Source organism: Paenibacillus sp. OK003 (genome assembly GCF_900109515.1).
Classification (GTDB): domain Bacteria; phylum Bacillota; class Bacilli; order Paenibacillales; family Paenibacillaceae; genus Paenibacillus; species Paenibacillus marchantiae.
In genome coordinates, this window is record NZ_FOBD01000001.1 from 224,987 (window position 1) to 245,591 (window position 20,605).

Below are 20,605 nucleotides of genomic sequence, written 5' to 3' on the forward strand. Positions count from 1 at the left end.
TATATATTGGTTACGGCAATGAACTATAAGGAGGTCTTCTCTTCGTGAATGTGTTATATCAGCGTTCTCCAAGAATGACACCGGTTCTCAAGGAAGAAAGGCTGGAAATTCTGAGGCCTCCGGCAGAACCAAACAAACCTACATTTTCAATGATTTCTATTATTGTACCGATTATGATGACGATGGTCAGCATCGGTTTCTACGTATATATCAATATGAGCGGCAAAATGAGCAATCCCAATTATATGATGTTTCAGATGATGACGGTCATGATGATGCTTACGTCATACACGATTCCGTTTTTTGTGTATCTTAGCAACAAGAAGACCTATCGCAAAAAGCTGGAAGAGCGTACTACTATGTATCGAGCACAACTGGAGAAGCATCGTGAAGAGCTGAAGGAAGCTCAAGCGGAGCAAGTGAAGAGTCTGTATGAAATTCATGGTGATCCCAATGTATGTCTTCAGTTGGTGAAGAATCGCAACAGTTCGTTATGGGAACGTTCTCCTGAAGATGATGACTTCCTGCAGGTACGAATTGGCACAGGCGAGATTCCGTTTCGGATCAAACTTCAGGTTCCTCGTGTGGACGGTTACGAAAAAGATGAGTTAATTGAAGCGGCTCATGAATTGGCAGCTGAATTCGAGACGGTGCCCGAAGCATCGATTACCCTGCCTTTATTTCAATCGAAAGTGATGGGTCTGGTCGGCAATCGTGAGGAAGTTCTTTCTTCACTTCGAGTGATTATCTCACAACTGACCGTTCGTCATTCACCGGATGAATTGAAGATTGCTGCTTTTTATGAAGAAAAGGAATCGAAGGAATGGGATTGGCTGCGCTGGCTGCCCCACATTTGGGATGAAGATCAGGGACAACGCTATATGGCCGACAGGCACAGCGGTGCGCATCAATTGGCGGACAGCTTGTTTTCCGTGTTGAACCGTAGGCGCAATAATAAGGAAGATCGCTACAAGAAAACCGTGCAAACTCCATGTTATGTGGTGGTTCTCTCGGATACTCAATTAATAGAAGAAGAGCCGCTGCTTCCTCTGCTGCTGGAATCAGCTCAGGAGATCGATGTATGTACCATCATACTGGCAAACCGTAAGGAATCACTACCCATGCATTGTCAGTTAATTATGGAGGCTTCGAAAGGCAAAGGGCTCTATATCAAAAAAACCGAGGATGCTGACGTGATCAGGCAAGCGTACACGCCAGATGTGATCTCCAGAGAGTCCGCAGAGGCGCTCTCGCGTTATATGTCACCGATCCGTCTGAAACGATCATCCGCTTCGGATATACCACAGGTGCTTCCGTTGTTCGATATGTTAAGTACATCACGAGTAGAGGATCTGGACGTGGTCACACGCTGGAGCCAGACACGTTACCCGGACACACTTCCCGTACCTATGGGGGTACGAGCTGGAGGTAAGAAAATTGCGATTAACTTACATGATAAAATCGAACGTCAGGGTCATGGCCCACATGGTCTGATTGCAGGGACAACGGGTTCAGGCAAAAGTGAAGTTATCCAGTCGATTGTGGCCTCTTTGGCTGCCGAGTTCCATCCACATGATCTGGCTTTTATGTTAATTGACTATAAGGGCGGCGGGATGTCGAACACATTTGTGGGCTTGCCTCACGTCGTCGGCACGATCACCAATCTGGATGGGAATTTGATTGAACGAGCCAATATCTCACTGCGGGCCGAACTGGTGAGAAGGCAAAAAATATTAAATGATGCAGGAAATCTCCAGCACATTGATGAGTACTACAAAATTCTGCGTTCCAGACATGAACAACCGTTGCCGCATTTAGTTATCATCATTGACGAGTTTGCGCAATTAAAGCGGGATCAGCCGGAGTTCATGGATGAATTAATCAGCATAGCGGCCATCGGCCGGACACTGGGTGTGCATCTTATATTGGCAACCCAGAAGCCTGCCGGTGTGGTCGATGATAAAATCTGGAGCAATTCCCGTTTCCGTATCTGCCTTCGCGTTCAAAGCGAGGGCGATAGTCGGGATATGATCAAAATTCCGAATGCGGCCTGGATCACCAAGCCGGGTCGTGGATATTTCCAGGTAGGCAGTGATGAAGTGTTTGAGGAAATGCAATTCGCCTGGAGCGGTGCGCCTTATAATCAGCAGGAAGATACAACGACGGTACTGCCTGTTATGGAAGTTCGTTTGAATGGGAAACGGGAGCCACTATTGACTGGAGAGCGCAGAGCTGTGCTCAAAGGGGAGGATGTGCCCAAGCAGCTTCAGGTATTTATTGATTATGTGGCGGAAGCGGCAGCAGAGGCGGGGATCACCCGATTACCGGGACCCTGGCTGCCACCCTTGCCTGAGACACTGGAATGGGAAAGTCTTAACGACTGGCAGGAAGAAGAGAATCGTGAGGTACTGCTTGACGGGGGGGCCAGCGGCCTGAAACCTGTAGTTGGCCTGCTGGATGATCTGCCTAATCAACGACAGCAGCCGCTCGCGCTTCCGGTGGATCAGGGACATCTGGTTGTATACGGTATGCCTGGTCTGGGGAAAACGACGTTTGTGCAAACCTTGCTGATGTCACTGGCCCGTTCTAAGCGAACTGAACCTTGGCATGGCTATATTATTGATATGGGGCGGATGATGAAGGATTTTGCAGGCTTGCCTCAGATCGGTGCGGTAATGATGTCTGAAGAGGAAGATCGGATCAAGCGGTTATTCCGATACATCCTGAAACTGTCGGCACAACGCAAGGACATGATCTCGGAAGCCGGGGTTAAGACAATATCAGCCTACCGTCGCACAGCCCATGCAGCCGTGCCGCAGATTGTAGTTGTTATCGACGGTTATCTTTCTTTCCGAAATGCCTATCCCGAGGAGAATGAACTTCTGGAAACGATCCTTCGTGAAGGCGGCAGTCTGGGGATCACATTTATCCTCACGGCTAACCGTGTCACGGATGTATTTGAGAAATTCAGAAGCAATATTCCCAATGCGGTTTCGTTTGAATTATCTGATCCAAGCGACTATTATTACGCAGTGGGTCGGCCGTCCAAGGCACCTAGCCAGCTTCCACCTGGAAGAGGACTGGTTAAAGGACAGGTTCCTCCACTGATGTTCCAGGCGGCGTTGCCGTCATCCGGAACAGATGAAGGCAAGCGTTCTTCCGCTCTGCGCCGCACGATTGCAGAGATCAGAGAAAGCTGGAACGCAGAAGAAGCGCCACAGATAGCGCCGCTCCCGGAAGAGGTTAAGCTCAAAGATGTGCTTATCCGTACAGGCACCTTCGGGCAAGTCGGAGACGTATCTTCCTTAACCGTACCCGTAGGTTTGCTGACCGATGATCTGGAACCGTTCCAGCTAAATTTGCGTGAAGGGCCGCACTTTATGGTTACGAGTCCAATGGAAGGTGGAAAAACGACATTTTTGCTGACCTGGATGTTATCCCTTGCCTATCATGCGTCTCCTGAAGACGTGCAAATATACACGGTAGATATGCGGTATGGTTCCGGAGGACTGGGAGAAATCAGCAGTTTGCCCCATGTCCGTGGACATGTATCCCGTGAAGAACAGCTTGCACCTGTGATTCAACAGTTGTACGATGAAGTTCTAAAAAGAGGCGAGTTAACCGGTGGACCGGAGATCGTTCTCGTTATCGACGATGCGGATACGTTATCCAAGCAATTAAATGATTTTAATGTGAAGGATCAATTGGGAGCGATTGTTCGTCAAGGCAGGGATCGAGGCATACATGTGATTCTGTCGGGGGTTCCGGCAGACTTCCCAACCTTTGGTTCTGACTGGGTGAACGATGTGAAGGCGTCCCAGAGCGGATTGTTGTTCGGGACTTTAGACCCTAATGATCTCTCGTTCTTCCGTATACCTTATTCGGAGTCCGGGGGGAGTTCAACTGGGCTGAAGGTACTGCCTCCGGGTCAAGGTTATTATGTAAAACGTAAATATTCCAGGGTTAAAGGTGCAATTCCATGTGATGGCACCTGGAAAATGACCGATTGGATTTCTGAAATTCGTGACCGATGGCATGTTGTAGTTTGAGGGGAGGTGGCTCATAATGTTGACGGTTCATGATTCCAAGCAAAAGGTAGTCACTTTGCAAATAAAAGAGCTTTTTTTCCTGGCCGGTATTCTCGGTTCAGACCGATTGCTTGGCGTGGAAGATCCGTTCCGCGGATATATGGCGGAAGATATTGCTTTGGAGTGGGAGTGTGTAAAAACGTCCCTGCTCGACAAAGGATATCTGATTCAGGATCAGGACAGCAATGAGCTGATCATGACACCGACCGTTTTCTCCAGGGTAGCCATTGCGGGACTGTCCGACAGGGCTTGCTGGATTCGCTACACGCACAGCGGCAAGTCGTATGAAAGTTATGTACACTGCACGGATGAACGTGTCGTTGAAGTATCCCGTGTTGCAGACGAACCGGATTCGTTCCGGCTTAGTGACTTGGGGAATGTTCGTGAAGCGATTGATTTTCTGATTCAAAGAATGAATTGGAGTGGTCATTCTCCGGCGGAAAAGCCGGCCCTAATGTGCTCCAAGAAAAAATTCTATGATGTGATGAATGATCTGAAGAACAAAGAATTACAGGCGGTGGCTGATGAGTTGGTACAAGAGACGAGCGATCCCGAGGGGTCACTTGCACTTGCGCGCTGTCTGGTGAACAAGGAATCAGAGGGGGAACTGCGGTTGCTCGTATGGAACGGAGAAGGATGGAAATCACAGTCTGCGGCTTTCGCTGCAAGTACGGTATCCAACTGGCTGTTTCGCATGAGTACTGCGGCTTCGGATGATTGGCTTGTTGCAGCACTGACGACGAGAGAACAGTTTCACGAGATGCTGCTGGACTGGCTTAAACAGCCTTCAGGGGAAGAGGAAAGGTGATGGTAAATGCGCATTCGTGTGGAACCGGATGTGCTTCGGGCACTGAGCAGGCAGATTCAGTATGCGGCGGAGCAAATACAGCAAAAGATGACAGTATTGGATCAGGCCATTCATTCGCTGGAGTGGGATTTTGAAGCCCGCGCCGCGATCATGAATGAATGGAATCACAGCAAGCGACTCTGCGAAGCAGCAGTACGTCGTTTTATGGACTTGAGCGTACAGCTGGGACGCAAGGCCTTGTTATTTCAGCAGGTGGACATGGAGTATCGTACAGTGTTGAGTCATGTGAACACAGCCTATGGCAATGCGGTCAATATGTTGAATGTTCTTCAGACGGAGCGTGCGGGAGAGATTATGCCTGCGCATTCGGCAACTGCTGCTGTTGTATCCGATCCATTTTCCGCAGTAGCGGCAGTGTACCGTGTACAGGATGCCGCACCGCCTGATGGCTCGCCGGCGACGCTGATTCAGGCCATGCAGCCTGAACCTGTGGCGTGGAGATTCACAGATCCCTCCTTTCGTGGGAGAAGAGGAACCGAACCTGTGGTTTCCTGAGCTCACGGGGTACAGGGCTGAATAAGCAAGACAGCAGAAAGTGATTTTTTTTATAAATAGGCTGTTAGGCGAAGTTTAGAATGCCAAAAATGGGGTAAATAGGATTAGGTCCTTCGGCTTTTGTCCGATCGATCCTTGTATAGTACAATTTGAACAAGTGAATCTAATTGCACAAACCAAGGAGGAATTTACAAATGGCAGGACGTATTTTAGTTACCCCAGAACAGCTTGATCAGGTTTCCAACCAATTTAAACAAAGCGGTGAGCAAAGTCAGCAAATCGTTTCTACATTGACTCAATCCATCACAAGCATGGAAGGACAGTGGGAAGGTATGACGAAACAACGCTTCTTCCAGGAATTCCAGGAAGCCAGCAAACAAATGCAATCTTTCGTCCAAACGCTGAATAGCATCAGTGCGGAACTGACGGCTATTGCCAACAAATTCCGTACGGCAGACCAAGCTCGCTAATCTGCGATACATAGTTCGGGCAAGTTCCATATCCGAATTCGCCCAGAATCAAATGCAGGAAGCAAGCTGAAGATTTACAACTACAGCAAAAACCGGGCGTTTTCACAACACCCGGTTTTTGTTGCACTATGACAGAATGACAGAGAGAGGGATGAGCATGTCTTTTCAACCAAATCCCGGGGATGAAGTGGTGATTAACGACATTGCCTATATCATTGGGCAGCATCCGGCTGCACCTGGTCTGGCTTACGCCCAAGCTGGAAGGCAGGGTATCGTCTATCAGTTGTTACCCCGTAACGGTTCCATAAGTGGGGCCAAAGCACTAAAAGTATTTTTCCCTAAATTCCGTATCCCGGCTATGGTGTATCAGTCTGAGCATATGGATTCTTATAGTGAACTGCCAGGTTTGCAGGTATGCAAGCGTGATGTGCTCACTCCGGAAAGAAACGGAGCGCTCATTGGAGAACATCCTGATCTGTTGTATGCGGTATTGATGCCGTGGGTACATGGTCTGACCTGGTTCGATGTAATCAGCGATCAGAAGCAGCTGACAGCAGAGGAAAGTCTGAAGCTGGCGAGAGCTCTGGCCGGGATCGGCTCGGCTATGGAACAGCGTGGACTGGCTCATTGTGATTTGTCCGCACCCAATGTGATGATTCCGTTTTTTTCCGAAGTGGAGAACCTGAGAGGGGTTTCAGCAGTTGAACTGGTAGATGTTGAGCAGATGTATGGTTCCAGAATGGATCGTCCGGATGCGTTGCTTGCCGGTTCACCGGGGTATGCGGCCCATCGGACAGTGCACAGCGGTTTGTGGAGTGCTTATGCCGATCGTTTTGCCGGAGCAGTGATCATTGCTGAAATGTTAAGTTGGTCTGATGCAGCGATTGTGGAGAAAGCATGGGGAGAAAGTTATTTTGACCAGCACGAAATGCAGACGGTAAATGAACGTTATTATGCCATGAGAGAGTCGCTCCAGAAGCGCTGGGGCTCCAAGGTGTCCGATCTGTTTATTCGTGCCTGGGAGAGTCATGATCTCAGCAGCTGCCCTACGTTTGGCGAATGGTTTGTGGCGCTGGCTGCTGTGGACATCCATCTGGTAAGTGCAGCTTCAGTTGAAGAATCTGAAGTCAAGGCTTCAGACCAAACAAATGCAGTAGAGACGAACCAAATTAAAGGGACAGGAGCAGCAAGCGGTATATCGGATAAGCAGGGAAATACGGAGCAGAACGTGCCGGCTGTGGAACCTTCTCCTGGTCAGGAAGCGGTAGTCAATCGTCTCTTCCTTCAGGCGAGAGCATTGGAGAATGAAGGCAAACCGGCTGCGGCGCTCGAAGTGTATCGTTCACTCCATCATTTCATTCCGGATAACAGTGCGATGCAGATGGAAGTTGAGGCTGCGATTCAAGAGCTGGACGCGAAGCTAAATCCCAAGCATGATGATGCAGCTCAGCCAGCCAAGACACCTTTTTACCGATCCAAAAGGTTTATGATTTCTTCGGCGGTGTTAATTGTTCTGCTGGCTGGAAGCGTGCCAACGGTTAAAATTTTGGCCGATCAGGCTGAGGTCAAACAGAAGGAGCAGGAGGCGGCTGTCAAACAGGCCGAACTAAAGGCTGCGGAAAAGGCCGAAGCTGCGAGGGTGGCTGCGCTGAAGCAGCAGGAAGAAGAAAAGAAACAAAAAGCGGCAGATGCGGCGAAACTTGATGCAGATGAAAAGAAAAAGCTGGCTGAAGCGGAGAAAAAGCAGGCAGAGGCCAAGAAGAAGGAAGAAGAGCGCAAAGCACTTCAGGCCAAGTATGATAAGCAAGCGAAATATGAGGCTTATCTGGCCAAGCAGAAACAACAGAAGCTTGAAGCAGCCAAGAAGGCTGAACAGGAAAAGTACGACAAACAGGCGAAATATGAGGCTTATCTAGTCTGGAAAAAAGAAAATGACGCTAAAATTGCGAAGCAGGAAGCCGAGCGTAAGGCAGCAGCCGAGGCTCAGCGCAAACAGGAGGCAGCTCAGAAAGCTGCGCTCAAGAAAAAACGTGCCCAGAATGTCGTCACACTGATAGCGCATTACAATAAAACGTATAATGCGCAAAAAGGCAGAAAAATTGAGAATGCCGAATCATACGCGCGTGATTTCAAAAATCTGTACAACACCGACGCGTCCTATTTCAAAGGTGTCGGTAAAGTGGCTGCACGAATGAATGCAATCAATAAATTTCTGAGCAATACGGATTATACATTACCCAACTTGTAAAATAACGTGAACGACGGAGGTGACACATCCCAGATGAACTACACAATTCAAGCATCCCAGCGCACTCCCGCACTGATTATCTATTTAATTGATATTAGCGCCTCCATGAATATGGTTTTGGACAACCGTCGGCGGATTGATATCGTCTATGATGCCTTATCTCTGGCTATTCGCCAAATGGTGTTTCGTTCGACCAAGGGGAACCGACTGACACCCCGCTACAGGATCGCGATTCTGGCATACAGTGACGATGTATACGATCTGTTGAACGGGGTTAAGGGGATTGACGAAATCGCTGCTGAGGGTTCCTTGCCCGACTTAACGCCAAAAAGATTCTCGGATTCAGCGAAGGCTTTCCTGCAGGCCGAAAAAATTCTACAAGCTGAAATTCCCAATATGCAGGATTGTCCTGCACCGCTTGTATGTCATATGACCGATGGGATAGCTACAGGCGAAGATCCGGAGCCCATTGCCAAAAGAATTATGGGTATGAGTGTGCCTGATGGCAATGTACTCGTCGAAAATATTTTTATATCCGATCATCTGCTGGAAGGCCCCATTCCGGAGCCGCGAAGATGGAAGGGAATATCCCAGGAGACGGTCCTTCAGGATGAACACGGGGAGAAGCTGCGCAATATGTCCTCGGTTCTGCCGGAAAGTTATCGTGAAATGCTGGTTGAGGCGGATTATTTGCTTTCACCTGGTGCATTGATGATGCTTCCTGGTACTTGTGCAGAACTGGTATCCATCGGGTTTCAGATGTCCGCTGCTACGCCTGTGAGATAGGAGGGGAATCATGAAAACATTGTCTGCTGGAGATAAGGGAAGCCGTGTGGAGCATCATCAGGGCAACTTTCGCTATGTGAGTGTCCAGACAGGGGAACAGCCGCTGACCCGTTATCAAGGTACATTCAAGTGCAGGTATGGTTATGGAAGAGCGGCAGAGACCGTTAATCAGGGAGACACCGGACAGGATTTTGCTGCTGTTCGCATGAATGGTAATGTGTGTACTTTCGTATTATGTGATGGGGTAGGCATGAGTTACCTTGGTGATTTTGCTGCACGCTTTCTGGGGAACGCCTTGCTGGAATGGCTGGAAACGACTGATCATCCTTCTTTGGAGGCTATGGAAAGTTTGCTTCATGATTTGACCCGTCCAGCATCCGAACAGCTGGAGAAGCTGCAGCCTTTGGAAAACTCGCCTGTACTGCTGCGGGAAGTGCTGATGGAGAAGCGGAGCAAGGGAAGTCAGGCCATGTATGTGTGTGGACGCATCGAGCTCTCGGCAGGCAATCGAAAATGCAAAGTATGGCTAGCCTGGCAAGGGGACTCCCGCATCCGTCTTTGGCGTAACGGTCAAGAACAATCGGCTGCATTTCAGATGAACTGCCGTACGAATGAACGTTGGTCTACACTGGAGGGACCAGTGGGTGGCCAACCGCATATCTATGAGGCAAAAATGCCTGCTAATGAAGCGATACGTCTGCAAATGTACACGGACGGTCTCAATGACCTGGATGCGATCCAGGCTTATATTCCGGATGAGCACATCCAGGTGCTGCTGGATGCAAGGCATACGGGCGGGCTTGAAGATGATGCCGCTTTCATTGAGTTGGAATGGTGAGGTCGGGTGAAGCATAACTGGAGGACCTAATCATGCTGCTGAAAAGGGTGAGTATCACCTACGAAAAAACTTGTCCATGTTGATTTAAAAGACACTCTTTTTGGGTAATCTTGTGAAGAATCTACTTACAGATAGGCATGAACGTACATTCTTACATAATTACTGAGCGAGAAGGAGTGGAATGGATAATGACACAACATAACGGCAAGTCACGGTTCGAAGGTAAAGTCGCCATTATTACAGGTGCTGGTTCGGGGATTGGTAAAGCGGCAGCGCTGAAACTGGCGAGTGAGGGAGCATATGTTGCTTTGCTCGATCTGGTTAATGATCGGATTTCGGAGACGGAAGCCGAAATTAACAAGCTGCGTGCAGGTGCGGCAAGAGCATTCGATGTAGATATTTCCGATCCTGCCCGGGTGGAAAAAGCAGTTCTGGAGACTATCGAATTGTTCGGCGGTCTGGATATCGTTTTTGCCAACGCAGGTATTAATGGTGTATCGGCACCGATTGAGGAAATTCAGGTTGAGGATTGGCAGCAGATTATTACGACCAATTTGAACGGTACTTTTTTTACGATCAAGTATGCACTGCCTCATATGAAGAAACGTGGTGGGGGCAGTATCATTATCACGAGCTCCATTAATGGTAATCAGCGCTTCTCCAGCTTCGGCATGTCGGCGTACAGTACGTCCAAGGCGGGGCAGGTTGCTTTTGCGAAGATGGCTGCGCTGGAACTGGCCAAGTTCAAAATTCGTGTCAATGTCATCTGTCCTGGAGCGATTGCGACGAATATTGACCAAAGTACGGTTAAAACGGATGAGTTGCAGCAAATTGTCATTCCGATGGAATTCCCGGAAGGCCAGCAACCGCTTGCGGATGGGCCGGGTCAGCCAGAGCATGTCGCTGATCTGGTAGCTTTCCTGGCTTCTACGGAGTCCAGACACATTACAGGTGCGGAAATTGTCATTGACGGTGCAGAGTCGCTGCTGAGCTAACTGGATGTATCAGTGATGAGCCTGTACCGGAAGTGATCTCTCTTATGGGTCAACATGCTAAGGAACCACCTACATCTTAAAAAGTGAATTGTTGAGGATTGTAAAATGTAACGAATCTCAGTCACGCTATTCCTTTATACCAATGGCGTAAGTATCTAAAAGCGACCCAAACGACGAAATAACGTCTTTGTGATTCGTTACATTTCAGACCTGTGCCAATAGGAGCTACTAGCATGTGCTCGGTTCATTAGAACGACATAACGTTAACTGGAGCTATCCCCCGTCATGTTTATGACTTCTGGGAGAGCTCTTTTTTTGTTATAATGCTAACATTCGGAAAGACACGTGAAGCATCAATTAGGAGAGATGAGATGAAGACGGATTTACCGATACAACCAATTATTCCTGAGCTGAGGCGGTTATTTCAGGAGAAGGATACAGGTGTGTTAATTGCGGAGCCGGGTGCGGGTAAAACGACCGTAGTACCGCTGGCACTTTTAGAGGAGCCATGGGTTGCCGGACGGAAAATCATGATGCTGGAGCCCCGCAGACTCGCTGCTCGCTCGGCAGCTGCACGAATGGCAGCTTCACTTGGTGAAAAAGCGGGACAGACCGTAGGATATCGGGTGCGGATGGATACGCGTGTAAGTCCGTCCACTCGCATAGAAGTGGTGACGGAGGGTGTATTGACCCGGATGTTTCAACAGGACCAGGGCCTGGAAGACACGGCGATGATTATCTTTGATGAATTTCATGAGCGGCATCTGCAGGGTGACCTAGGTTTGGCGCTTGCGCTTGAATCCCGGGCCATGCTGCGTCCTGATCTGAAATTGCTGGTGATGTCGGCTACGCTGGACCCAGCTCCTGTCTGTGCCTTGCTTGGCGAGGGAACCAGCTGGATTGACTGCCCTGGACGAACATTTCCGGTGGAAACCCGATATATATCCAGACCGGCATCCGAGCAGATCGAGACTTTTACAGCTCAGGCCGTCGTTAAGGCATTGGCAGAACAGGAAGGGGATGTGCTGGTTTTCCTACCGGGTGCAAAAGAAATCCATCGCACAGAGCGAGAGCTGTCAAACCTCATGCTTCCTGCTTACGTTCAGGTACATACTCTATATGGCAGCATGCCTGTAGAACGGCAGGATGAAGCTGTGCGACCCGCAGATGAAGGTAAACGGAAGGTTGTGCTGTCCACGTCCATTGCCGAATCCAGTCTTACCTTGGCTGGAGTTAAAGTCGTGGTGGATGCAGGGCTGAGCCGTGCGTCTGTATTCTCGCCGCGGACCGGCATGAGTCGGCTCGTCACCCTGCCGGTGTCCAAGGCGTCAGCCGATCAGCGGCGGGGCCGCGCGGGGCGAATTGCCCCGGGCGTGTGTTACCGGCTATGGAGCGAAGAGGCCCATGGCGTGCTGCCTGAGGCAGCAAAGCCGGAGATTGCCTCCGCGGACCTTGCGCCGCTGGCGCTGGAGCTTGCCGCCTGGGGTGTCCAGTCCCCTGCAGAGCTGCAGTGGCTGGACACCCCGCCTGCCGCAGCCTACGGCCAGGCACAGGCGCTGCTGCGCCAGCTGGGCGGCCTGGATGACGCAGGCCGCATCACGCCCTTCGGGCGGCGGATGAACACGCTTGGCGTGCATCCGCGACTGGCCAGCATGCTGCTCCGCGCGGCGGAGCTTGGGCTGGCCAGCTACGCCAGCATGCTGGCGGCACTGCTGCAGGAGCCTGCCGGCCTCCGCAGCAGTGGCAGTGCAGGCGCGGCGGGCACCGATCTGCGCCCGCGCGTGGAAGCGCTGCTGACTGCGGACAGCAGCGGCATGCCGCAAGCGGCAGCGTCTGTCGCAGACGGTGCTGCCGTGCGGCGCATGCTCCAGGAGAGCCGCCAGCTGCGCTCGGCGCTCGGCCCGGCGGCCGATCCGGTACGGCCGGATGAGGACAGCTGCGGATGGCTGCTGTCCTTCGCTTATCCGGACCGGATCGGGCAACGCCGGGAGGACGGCCGCTATCTGCTGAGCAGCGGCCGTGGGGTACGGCTCGCAGCGACAGAATCGCTGAGCCGTTCAGCCTATCTGGTCGCAGCCGAAGCCGACGACCAGGGCGCGGATGCGCGCATCCTGCTGGCTGCGCCAGTGCAGGAGAAGAGATTGCTGGACTTTGGTCCACATCTGCTGCATGAAGAGGTTCAGGTCGCCTGGGACCGAAACACCCGCAGTGTGCGGGCACATCGAAGGCTGCGAATTGGAGCCATTACGTTGAAAGAGAGCGGCATTGCACAGCCACCCGAAGATCAGGTGCTCGAAGCATTACTCTCGGGAATACGTATCGAAGGGCTGGATTGTTTGCCTTGGACAAAATCATCACGACAGCTGGCGGACAGGATGCGCTTTTTACATCATCATTTGCCAGAATGGCCTGATCTCATCGAAGATCATCTGACCGAAGAACTGGCAGAACATCTCAGCCCTTTTCTGACAGGCATGAGATCTGCTGCGGATCTTAAGAAATTGTCGATGCAGGATGTGCTGCTCGGCGGACTCAGCTGGGAACAGCGACAGCAATTGGATCGTGAAGCTCCTACACATATTCAGGTGCCTAGTGGTTCGCGCATTCCGGTGGACTATAGCCGACCTGAAGATCCTGCGCTCGCGGTGAGACTGCAGGAGATGTTTGGACAGCAGGAGACCCCGCGTATTGGCGGTGGTCGAGTACCACTGACCATACATTTGCTTTCCCCGGCGCAGCGGCCTGTACAGGTCACACGAGATCTGGCCAACTTTTGGCGGGAGACTTATTTTGAGGTCAAGAAAGACTTGAAAGGTCGTTATCCCAAGCATTATTGGCCGGATGACCCGCTGGAAGCGATTGCTACTAACCGAGCTAAACCACGAGTTTAGCTAGAATGTGTTTGCCAGCCTCGGTCTGAAAGTTGGGTCTGAGCGTGCTCTGAATGGGCGAGTATGCGATCGGCGGATTAGGCGTTTTGAGCACTAACGAACCACGTGCAGGCCCTAGCGCGGTGACTCGCTGCATATCAATGGTCGGCCATCCTCCTAGGCCTTCAAGGATAAGATATTGCGGTCGAAGCGTTTGAAAGAAAACAAGGCGGGTAATAACATAGCGAACCACTCAATTAGATGAGGAGGGATTCACTATGCAGAAGAAAATCGTAGGTGTGTTTAATACAGAACGTGAGGCATCATCCGCAATCGAGGGACTGAAAGCGCAAGGATTTACTTCAGATGAAATCTCGGTCGTCACACAAGATCGGGATGAACTGAAAGCTATTCGCGAAGAGACGGGTACAAAAGCGCCCGAAGGTGTTGCTGCAGGTGCGGCAACAGGCGGAGTGCTAGGTGGAGTCGCTGGATTGCTCGCTGGTATTGGCGCATTGGCGATTCCGGGCATCGGTCCTATTCTGGCCGCAGGCCCTATTGCCGCAGCCTTTACGGGTGCCGCTGTAGGTGCGGGAGCAGGTGGACTTGTAGGTGGGCTCGTGGGTCTCGGCATTCCGGAAGAGGACGCCAGACAGTATGAGGAATACGTGCAAGGTGGTAAAATCCTGCTACTCGTGGACTCTACGGATCGGGATACTGATGTGTATGACGTGTTCAGCAGTAACAGTTATGTGAACCGGGACAGTATCGATGTCTATCGAGAAGATGTGCCTACTGAGCGCACGGATCTCGATATGGAAGAGCGCAGACAGGAAGCTCGGGATAAGGCCGCTCGATTTGGCAACAATACTTTTCTATAAATTCGGATCATTAAAGACAGGATTCTTCAACTGGAATGATATATGTAAACCACCAGGTGGTCATTAGCCGGTTTCCTTAGAGGAAGCCGGCTTTTGTACCTGTGTATGATGCATCAATGAAAGTCAGAGGTTCAGGTGTTAAACCTGCCAGGCAGGGAATAACAATACATACAGTAATACGGCCAGGGCCAATCCAATCACCAGCAACATCAGTGTCAGGAACCGAATCAATTTCGTGGATGCCTGGAATGTTTGTGAATTAATCTGATTGCGTTTTCGATGGTAAGCAGCTGCCGAACACAGGATGACCAGAATACCGCTGACCAACGAAGTAATACCAATGATGATTGCCGCGATATGGGCCATCCGATCATAGGCCGTTGAACTGAAACCGAAGCCGGCTGCAAGAAAGCCAATGCCAACCATGGCAATGCCGGTACGAACCCAGGCCAGAAAGGTCCGCTCGTTAGCCAGATGCTGTTGTACATATTTAGAATCAATGGTAGTTATGTCTTGGTCTGTATCTGAGATGTGAATCACCCCGTTCATCCATATATGGCTTCATTGTACGTCGTTTTCATGGCAAAACCAAGAAAGGAGGCTGTCTGTTATGCCTCGTAAAGAACGAATTACAGAAATTGAGAGTCTGAGGGGAATTGCTTTTGCGGCAGTCGTCCTTCAGCACTCCATAGCACATTATTCCGTGGTCCCGGAAGCGGGACTGGAAGACGGCGTGTTGCTCGCCATCCTGCTGATGCTATCCAAATTTGCAGTACCTCTATTTATTTTTATCACAGGTATGGTGCTTTTCTATAATACAGGAGACAAGTTGAATTATGGACGTTTCATGCAAAAGCGATTAACCGATGTAATCGTCCCCTATATGATTTGGTCACTGATCTACTTCACACTCGCGCCTCGCGGCTGGAACGGATTTGGTTGGCAGGATATTCCTGACCTTGGTTTGAAATTAATCACGGGTAAAACGACCTCGCATTTTTGGTACATTATTATGCTTATTCAGTTTTATCTGTTATTTCCCCTGTTTTTGCGAGCAATCCGTTATGTCTATAATCGATATGAGGCGAAGGGGCGCACCCTAGCTCTTCTGATCTCTGGTGTGGTGTACCTAGTGCTCGCGGATCAATTGCGAAATATCGCCAGGTTCATGGAATGGTTGAATGTCCCGGTGCTGACCGATGCCTTTACAACCTATGCCGATCGAAATTTCCTGTATTTCTTTTTTTATTTTGTACTTGGAGCGGCAGCCGGGCTTTCGGTTCAACGCTGGAATGAGTGGATTCAACGTTTGCGCTGGGGATATTGGTCCTTGTTTATTGTCCTTGGTCTTCGGTTTATATATAAGTTAATGCAGGAGTTCCAGAAGCCGGAGGGCATACAAATTACCTTCTATACCGTCAGTCTCATCCGGCCGGATATGATCTTATTGCTCATTGCTTCCATCATGGTGATGTACCAACTGGCTGGCAAGCTCCACAATATCAGAGTAACACGATTGCTGGTATGGATTGGCGGGGTTTCATACGGGGGCTACCTGATGCACATGCTGATGTTGCGCTACAGCTACATTCCGGATGAACAGTTGTATGTGACATGGGGTTTAAACCCCGTAGTACGCATGATCATCACCTGGTTGCTGGCGCTTACGTTATCCTGTGTACTTACATGGCTCATCTCTCGCGCAAGCTGGGGCAAGTGGATTGTGGGAACTGTACCGAAGTCCAAACCCGATTAACAGGTGAATACATCATTATATGAAAAATTCAGAACAATAGTGAGTTGAGGGCCGATAAAAATGAAGGCAACAACCTGAAAAAAAAGTGACGCCAATACCACGACGAACACTTTTGAAGTGAATTTTAAAATTTCATTACATGAAAAATTCATAATAGAAAACCTCAAATCCCGCTCTACCTTACGTCCTGCCTATCCATCATTTCTCCTTCTTGCTTTCCAACGCCCATGGATTAAAGGGAGAAGGACGGATAAAGATGGCAGAAGGGGAACATAAGTTTTATAATACTAGATATATAGAGCTGACAGGAGGGGAATGAACGTGGCTTTTATGATTGCGCAGCGGGCATTTATTAAGCTGTATCTGATTACGATGGTTGAACAGCATAGGGGATACGGCTATGAAATGCTGGAGGCCATGAAGCAGGAATTCAAAGCCTACGGTTATGTACCACCCCAGAGCGAGATATACCGGGCGCTGCATGAATTAGTTCAACAGGGTGTCTTTTATCGGACAAAGAAGCTGAAGGGCAGTGATCCCAAAGTCGATTTTCAGGAAATCGTTTTATATCACTTCACGGATGATGGTGCGGAGAAAGCTGAATTATATAAAAAACAGGTTAAGGCCGATCTCGATCGTTGTCTCGGCATGTTACACAAGGCAGAAGAGGACAATTACGGAGTGAAAGGAAGATAAGCATGGACAGACACTTACAATGGGGAGTACTTGGTACATCCACAATCGCGAAAAATGCAGTCATTCCGGCGATTCAACAATCCGAACGTGGTGAGGTCTTGGCGATAGCCAGCCGCAGCAAGGAGAAGGCGGAAGCTCTTGCGAATGAACTCGACATTGCCAGAGCGTATGGCAGCTATGATGAACTCATTGCGGACCCGGATATTGATGCTGTGTATATTCCTCTGCCGAACCACATGCATAAGGAGTGGACGATTAAGGCTGCTCAGGCTGGAAAACATGTATTATGTGAGAAACCGGCTGCTCTGAATTCAGAAGAAGCGGCGGAAATGATTGAGGTTTGTCAACAGCACGGCGTGCTGTTTGCAGAAGCCATCATGTATCGATACCATCCCAAGCATAGACGTGTGCAAGAGATAGTAGCCAGTGGGGAGATTGGTACGGTCAGAGCCCTCCATGGCAATTTCACCTGTAACACCGCTAACGACAAAGACAATGTAAGGTTCAAAAGGGAGATGGGCGGAGGATCATTATTTGATCTTGGCGTATATCCAATCTCGGCAGCCCGCATGTATCTGGGGCAGGAGCCGGAAGCGGTAACGGTACACGCTCTTTTTTCGCAAGAGCATGATGGCGTCGACATGATGGCTTCGGGACTTGTGGAGTTTCCCAATTCAGTAGCATTAACGTTTGACTGCGGCATGTGGGCCTCGGGACGAGCCGAGATGGAGATTCTCGGTACCGATGGGCGGATTGAACTGCCCAAGGTGTTCGGCTGGGAGAACAGTGATATTCCACCACAGATTATCGTGCACACCGATTCCGTCAGCCGTGAGGAACGTGTATCGGTATCCAACTCCTATGTTTTGCAGGTGGAGACTTTTGCAGCCGCAGTGCTTGAAGGAAAAGCGCTACCGTTCAGTCCGCAAAATACCATTCAGAATATGCGTGTCATTGATGCATGCCTGGAATCGGCGCGAACCCGTCAACGGGTGCAGTTAGTGGATTAAAGCAGGAGCTAACATGCTAGCATGTTAGATGATAGGAAATGATCGAAATGGCAGACTCCATCCCCCGGGATGTGAGTCTTTTTTTATATTTAAATGTTATATTTATATATTTTTACAAAAATTGCAGTTGAATTTGATCTTTCCTCCAAAATGATGTGATATAAATAGTAAATAGATGGCTTGTTCACTATAATCTAGCAGAACGTACATCCTGGTAGATTTCACATCTCATATCACTTACATAGTGGCAACGTTCATCCATTTTAAATCATTGGGAGGCTGGATTTATGAAAAAGTTTTTGTCTACAGCTTTGCTCGCGGTAATGTTAACGATTGTCTTTTTCACCGGTTCACAGATCGCTCCAGTTGGACAGCAGAAGGCTTCAGCAGCAACGTGTACTATCATCAATACGTTTACGGGTGTAGCCAACTACCTCAGCGCCAATGGGCAACTGCCATGCAACTACATTACCAAAGCGCAAGCAACGGCCCTGGGCTGGGTATCGTCCCAAGGCAACCTCGCTACGGTTGCTCCGGGCAAAAGTATCGGCGGAGATGTGTTTAGCAACCGGGAAGGCTTGCTTCCAGCAGCGAGTGGCCGCACTTGGCGTGAAGCGGACATCAACTACACTTCCGGTTTCCGTAATTCTGACCGCATTTTGTACTCTAATGACGGCTTGATATACAAAACGACAGACCACTATGCATCATTTACTCGCTTGAAATAAGGAAGGACAGGACAGACATGAAGAGGGTAGTACTTAACGGTGAGGACTTTTCCAGCACAACAGAGCTGCATGAGCTATTGAAGCAAAAGCTTGAACTGCCAGACTTTTATGGTGCAAATCTGGACGCCTTGTGGGACTGCCTTACAGGCATGATTGAGCTGCCGCTTGAATTAACCTGGACGAACTACCAGATCAGCAAGGAACGGCTGGGTAGTGAGGCAGAGATGGTATACAAGTTGATGCTGGAGGCAGAAGAAGAGAGTATCGGATTTCAATTCAAGACTGAGGACTAGTACATGAATTACGAATCATAGCAGCAAATATTGGTGCAAAGAGAACAGACCCTTCGGTCTGTTTTTTTTGTATTTTATAGGGATATACACAACGTTAAAAATATTTTCACGAAAGGGTTGATTTTCGCATATCATACGTTAAAATAAAATTAACATTAAAAATATTTTCACGTTGAGAGGCGGAGTAATCATGAGCGAAGGTACAGTCGCACACAAACAAGGGATCGGGGAATTAATTCGGATTAAACCATATGTGCAGTTTATGGTGAGCAAGGTAGTATCCAGATTCGGCGATTCGATTGATTCCATTGCCTATAGCTGGATGGTGTACATTCTTACAGGTTCAAAGCTGCTAATGGGAACACTGCTGGCTGTTAACTTTTTGCCGAGTATCTTTCTGGGGTTGTTTGTCGGCGCACTGGTTGATCGCATGTCGCCCAAAAAGGTGATTGTGCTCACGAATACGGGTCGAGGATTATTTGTTGGCATTACAGCACTATTGTTTGGTCTGGGTGAGCTGCAAGTGTGGCATCTGTTCGTCATCACCATTTTGAATTCCCTTCTGGAATGTTTCACGTCACCCGCAGAGGTATCCACTGTACCGCGATTACTTCCCAAATCAATGCTGCTGTCTGGTAATGCCATGGCCTCATCTGCAACCCGGGTTGCAGAGCTCGGAGGACTCGCAGTGGCGGGAACGTTAATTGCAACGGCAGGGATTACATGGACGATATTAATCGATGCGGGCTTGTTTGCTTTAAGTGCACTCCTGATGAGCCGTGTGGGGTACCCAAAAACTCAAACATCATCTAACAATGGAAATAAAACATTAGAGTCATCTGATTCTCCTCCAGCAAGAAAAAGTATATTTTCTGAAATGACAGAAGCCTTTCATTTTATGCGTAAACATGTGTTGTTACTGATCGTTTCCATTCTGTTTGCCTTCGTTAACTTTTGTCTGATGCCATTCAATGTTCTTCGCACGCCATATGTCATTGAAACGTTGCACGCCGGAGCAGGAGGATTAAGTCTACTCAGTGGGCTGATTGTGGCAGGCATGGTACTGAGTGGCTTGTGGCTGTCTCATCGAGGATCGAATTACCGTAAAAGTGTGCTGGTCATTGTAGGCATTGTCATGTTGGGGCTCAGTTATGCCATGACTGCACTCCCGGCTTACATGACGTCCTACCAGCTGCCTGTTGCTGCTGTCTTTTGTCTGATGATGGGCATGGGAATTCCACTCGCTACTACACCCCTTGCATCCTATCTGATGGAAGTTACGCCTTCCGATATGCTTGGGAGGGTGTATGCTCTTCAAAGTATGCTCGTCGTCAGTGTTGCTCCTTTAGGGAGCTTGGTTTCAGGAGCCCTTGCCGATTGGGTGGCATTGCCGATTCTGTTTATTGTGTTTGGTGTTATACTTGCCATGTCAGCCGCACTGGTGCTTCTGAGCAAGACTTTCCGCACGGTTCTATAATAAGGCTTCCTCAAACGTGTTATCGCTAGCCTGTTTTGACCGAAACCCTGTCCGGACGGTATAATATACACATGATGGGCAACAGGTACCCCGGAAATGAGGATAC

At 49.4% G+C, this 20,605-nt stretch carries 17 protein-coding genes and 1 pseudogene; 16 read left to right on the forward strand and 2 right to left on the reverse strand.

Annotated features, from left to right (window positions below):
- The first annotated feature begins 44 nt into the window (after positions 1-44).
- From essC to hrpB, 9 genes are all read left to right on the forward strand, one after another.
- Positions 45-4,049 (forward strand): type VII secretion protein EssC, encoded by a 4,005-nt coding sequence (gene essC, locus BMW94_RS01040; RefSeq protein WP_090993617.1) that lies wholly within the window; start codon positions 45-47, stop codon positions 4,047-4,049.
- A gap of 16 nt (positions 4,050-4,065) precedes the next feature.
- A complete protein-coding gene (locus BMW94_RS01045; RefSeq protein WP_090993619.1) occupies positions 4,066-4,896 on the forward strand; it encodes a hypothetical protein in 831 nt (276 codons plus the stop codon).
- Positions 4,897-4,902: 6 nt separating this feature from the next.
- Positions 4,903-5,451 (forward strand): WXG100 family type VII secretion target, encoded by a 549-nt coding sequence (locus tag BMW94_RS01050; RefSeq protein WP_090993621.1) that lies wholly within the window; start codon positions 4,903-4,905, stop codon positions 5,449-5,451.
- Positions 5,452-5,645: 194 nt separating this feature from the next.
- Positions 5,646-5,921, forward strand: a complete 276-nt coding sequence (locus BMW94_RS01055; RefSeq protein ID WP_017689071.1) for a WXG100 family type VII secretion target — start codon at positions 5,646-5,648, stop codon at positions 5,919-5,921.
- A gap of 157 nt (positions 5,922-6,078) precedes the next feature.
- On the forward strand, positions 6,079-8,169 hold the full coding sequence (locus BMW94_RS01060; RefSeq protein WP_090993623.1) for a serine/threonine-protein kinase: 2,091 nt from the start codon (positions 6,079-6,081) through the stop codon (positions 8,167-8,169).
- A 33-nt stretch (positions 8,170-8,202) separates the two neighbouring features.
- The gene (locus BMW94_RS01065) at positions 8,203-8,955 is read left to right on the forward strand and encodes a vWA domain-containing protein (RefSeq protein ID WP_090993625.1); all 753 of its coding nucleotides are present in this window, start codon (positions 8,203-8,205) and stop codon (positions 8,953-8,955) included.
- 10 nt (positions 8,956-8,965) lie between these two features.
- A complete protein-coding gene (locus BMW94_RS01070) occupies positions 8,966-9,793 on the forward strand; it encodes a protein phosphatase 2C domain-containing protein (protein ID WP_090993627.1) in 828 nt (275 codons plus the stop codon).
- A 188-nt stretch (positions 9,794-9,981) separates the two neighbouring features.
- Positions 9,982-10,788, forward strand: coding sequence for an SDR family oxidoreductase (locus tag BMW94_RS01075; RefSeq protein WP_090993629.1), 807 nt, complete (start codon positions 9,982-9,984; stop codon positions 10,786-10,788).
- Between the two features lie 371 nt (positions 10,789-11,159).
- The gene (hrpB, locus tag BMW94_RS01080; RefSeq protein ID WP_090993631.1) at positions 11,160-13,679 is read left to right on the forward strand and encodes an ATP-dependent helicase HrpB; all 2,520 of its coding nucleotides are present in this window, start codon (positions 11,160-11,162) and stop codon (positions 13,677-13,679) included.
- Here the strand turns inward: hrpB and BMW94_RS30345 are convergent.
- The gene (locus tag BMW94_RS30345) at positions 13,663-13,815 is read right to left on the reverse strand and encodes a hypothetical protein (protein WP_175480541.1); all 153 of its coding nucleotides are present in this window, start codon (positions 13,813-13,815) and stop codon (positions 13,663-13,665) included. The genes hrpB and BMW94_RS30345 overlap by 17 nt on opposite strands.
- A 121-nt stretch (positions 13,816-13,936) precedes the next feature.
- Here BMW94_RS30345 and BMW94_RS01085 point away from each other — a divergent pair, with 121 nt between their 5' ends.
- Positions 13,937-14,539 (forward strand): general stress protein, encoded by a 603-nt coding sequence (locus tag BMW94_RS01085; RefSeq protein WP_090993633.1) that lies wholly within the window; start codon positions 13,937-13,939, stop codon positions 14,537-14,539.
- A 138-nt stretch (positions 14,540-14,677) separates the two neighbouring features.
- On the opposite strand, the gene BMW94_RS01090 is transcribed toward BMW94_RS01085, so the two are convergent.
- A complete protein-coding gene (locus BMW94_RS01090) occupies positions 14,678-15,079 on the reverse strand; it encodes a YidH family protein (RefSeq protein WP_254790064.1) in 402 nt (133 codons plus the stop codon).
- A 70-nt stretch (positions 15,080-15,149) separates the two neighbouring features.
- Between BMW94_RS01090 and BMW94_RS01095 the strand changes: the two genes are divergently transcribed.
- The 6 genes and pseudogenes from BMW94_RS01095 to BMW94_RS01120 all read left to right on the forward strand — a co-directional run bounded on the left by BMW94_RS01095 (position 15,150) and on the right by BMW94_RS01120 (position 20,499).
- Positions 15,150-16,295, forward strand: coding sequence for an acyltransferase (locus BMW94_RS01095; protein ID WP_090993637.1), 1,146 nt, complete (start codon positions 15,150-15,152; stop codon positions 16,293-16,295).
- A 321-nt stretch (positions 16,296-16,616) separates the two neighbouring features.
- On the forward strand, positions 16,617-16,991 hold the full coding sequence (locus BMW94_RS01100) for a replication termination protein (RefSeq protein WP_063563231.1): 375 nt from the start codon (positions 16,617-16,619) through the stop codon (positions 16,989-16,991).
- Positions 16,992-16,993: 2 nt separating this feature from the next.
- The gene (locus BMW94_RS01105) at positions 16,994-18,001 is read left to right on the forward strand and encodes a Gfo/Idh/MocA family protein (RefSeq protein WP_090993639.1); all 1,008 of its coding nucleotides are present in this window, start codon (positions 16,994-16,996) and stop codon (positions 17,999-18,001) included.
- Positions 18,002-18,402: 401 nt separating this feature from the next.
- A pseudogene (locus tag BMW94_RS01110) lies at positions 18,403-18,729 on the forward strand (ribonuclease); the annotation flags it as partial.
- Positions 18,730-18,746: 17 nt separating this feature from the next.
- The gene (locus BMW94_RS01115; protein WP_090993642.1) at positions 18,747-19,022 is read left to right on the forward strand and encodes a barstar family protein; all 276 of its coding nucleotides are present in this window, start codon (positions 18,747-18,749) and stop codon (positions 19,020-19,022) included.
- Positions 19,023-19,212: 190 nt separating this feature from the next.
- Entirely contained in the window at positions 19,213-20,499 is a 1,287-nt protein-coding gene (locus BMW94_RS01120; RefSeq protein ID WP_090993644.1) for an MFS transporter, read from the forward strand.
- Positions 20,500-20,605 lie beyond the last annotated feature (106 nt).

Bases quoted from the DNA above. Each gene is read 5' to 3' on its own strand.
- BMW94_RS01045 (WP_090993619.1), top strand. From the start codon at position 4,066: ATGTTGACGGTTCATGATTCCAAGCAAAAGGTAGTCACTTTGCAAATA.
- BMW94_RS01050 (WP_090993621.1), top strand. From the start codon at position 4,903: ATGCGCATTCGTGTGGAACCGGATGTGCTTCGGGCACTGAGCAGGCAG.
- BMW94_RS01055 (WP_017689071.1), top strand. From the start codon at position 5,646: ATGGCAGGACGTATTTTAGTTACCCCAGAACAGCTTGATCAGGTTTCC.
- BMW94_RS01060 (WP_090993623.1), top strand. From the start codon at position 6,079: ATGTCTTTTCAACCAAATCCCGGGGATGAAGTGGTGATTAACGACATT.
- BMW94_RS01065 (WP_090993625.1), top strand. From the start codon at position 8,203: ATGAACTACACAATTCAAGCATCCCAGCGCACTCCCGCACTGATTATC.
- BMW94_RS01070 (WP_090993627.1), top strand. From the start codon at position 8,966: ATGAAAACATTGTCTGCTGGAGATAAGGGAAGCCGTGTGGAGCATCAT.
- BMW94_RS01075 (WP_090993629.1), top strand. From the start codon at position 9,982: ATGACACAACATAACGGCAAGTCACGGTTCGAAGGTAAAGTCGCCATT.
- hrpB (WP_090993631.1), top strand. From the start codon at position 11,160: ATGAAGACGGATTTACCGATACAACCAATTATTCCTGAGCTGAGGCGG.
- BMW94_RS30345 (WP_175480541.1), bottom strand. From the start codon at position 13,815: ATGCAGCGAGTCACCGCGCTAGGGCCTGCACGTGGTTCGTTAGTGCTC.
- BMW94_RS01085 (WP_090993633.1), top strand. From the start codon at position 13,937: ATGCAGAAGAAAATCGTAGGTGTGTTTAATACAGAACGTGAGGCATCA.
- BMW94_RS01095 (WP_090993637.1), top strand. From the start codon at position 15,150: ATGCCTCGTAAAGAACGAATTACAGAAATTGAGAGTCTGAGGGGAATT.
- BMW94_RS01105 (WP_090993639.1), top strand. From the start codon at position 16,994: ATGGACAGACACTTACAATGGGGAGTACTTGGTACATCCACAATCGCG.
- BMW94_RS01115 (WP_090993642.1), top strand. From the start codon at position 18,747: ATGAAGAGGGTAGTACTTAACGGTGAGGACTTTTCCAGCACAACAGAG.
- BMW94_RS01120 (WP_090993644.1), top strand. From the start codon at position 19,213: ATGAGCGAAGGTACAGTCGCACACAAACAAGGGATCGGGGAATTAATT.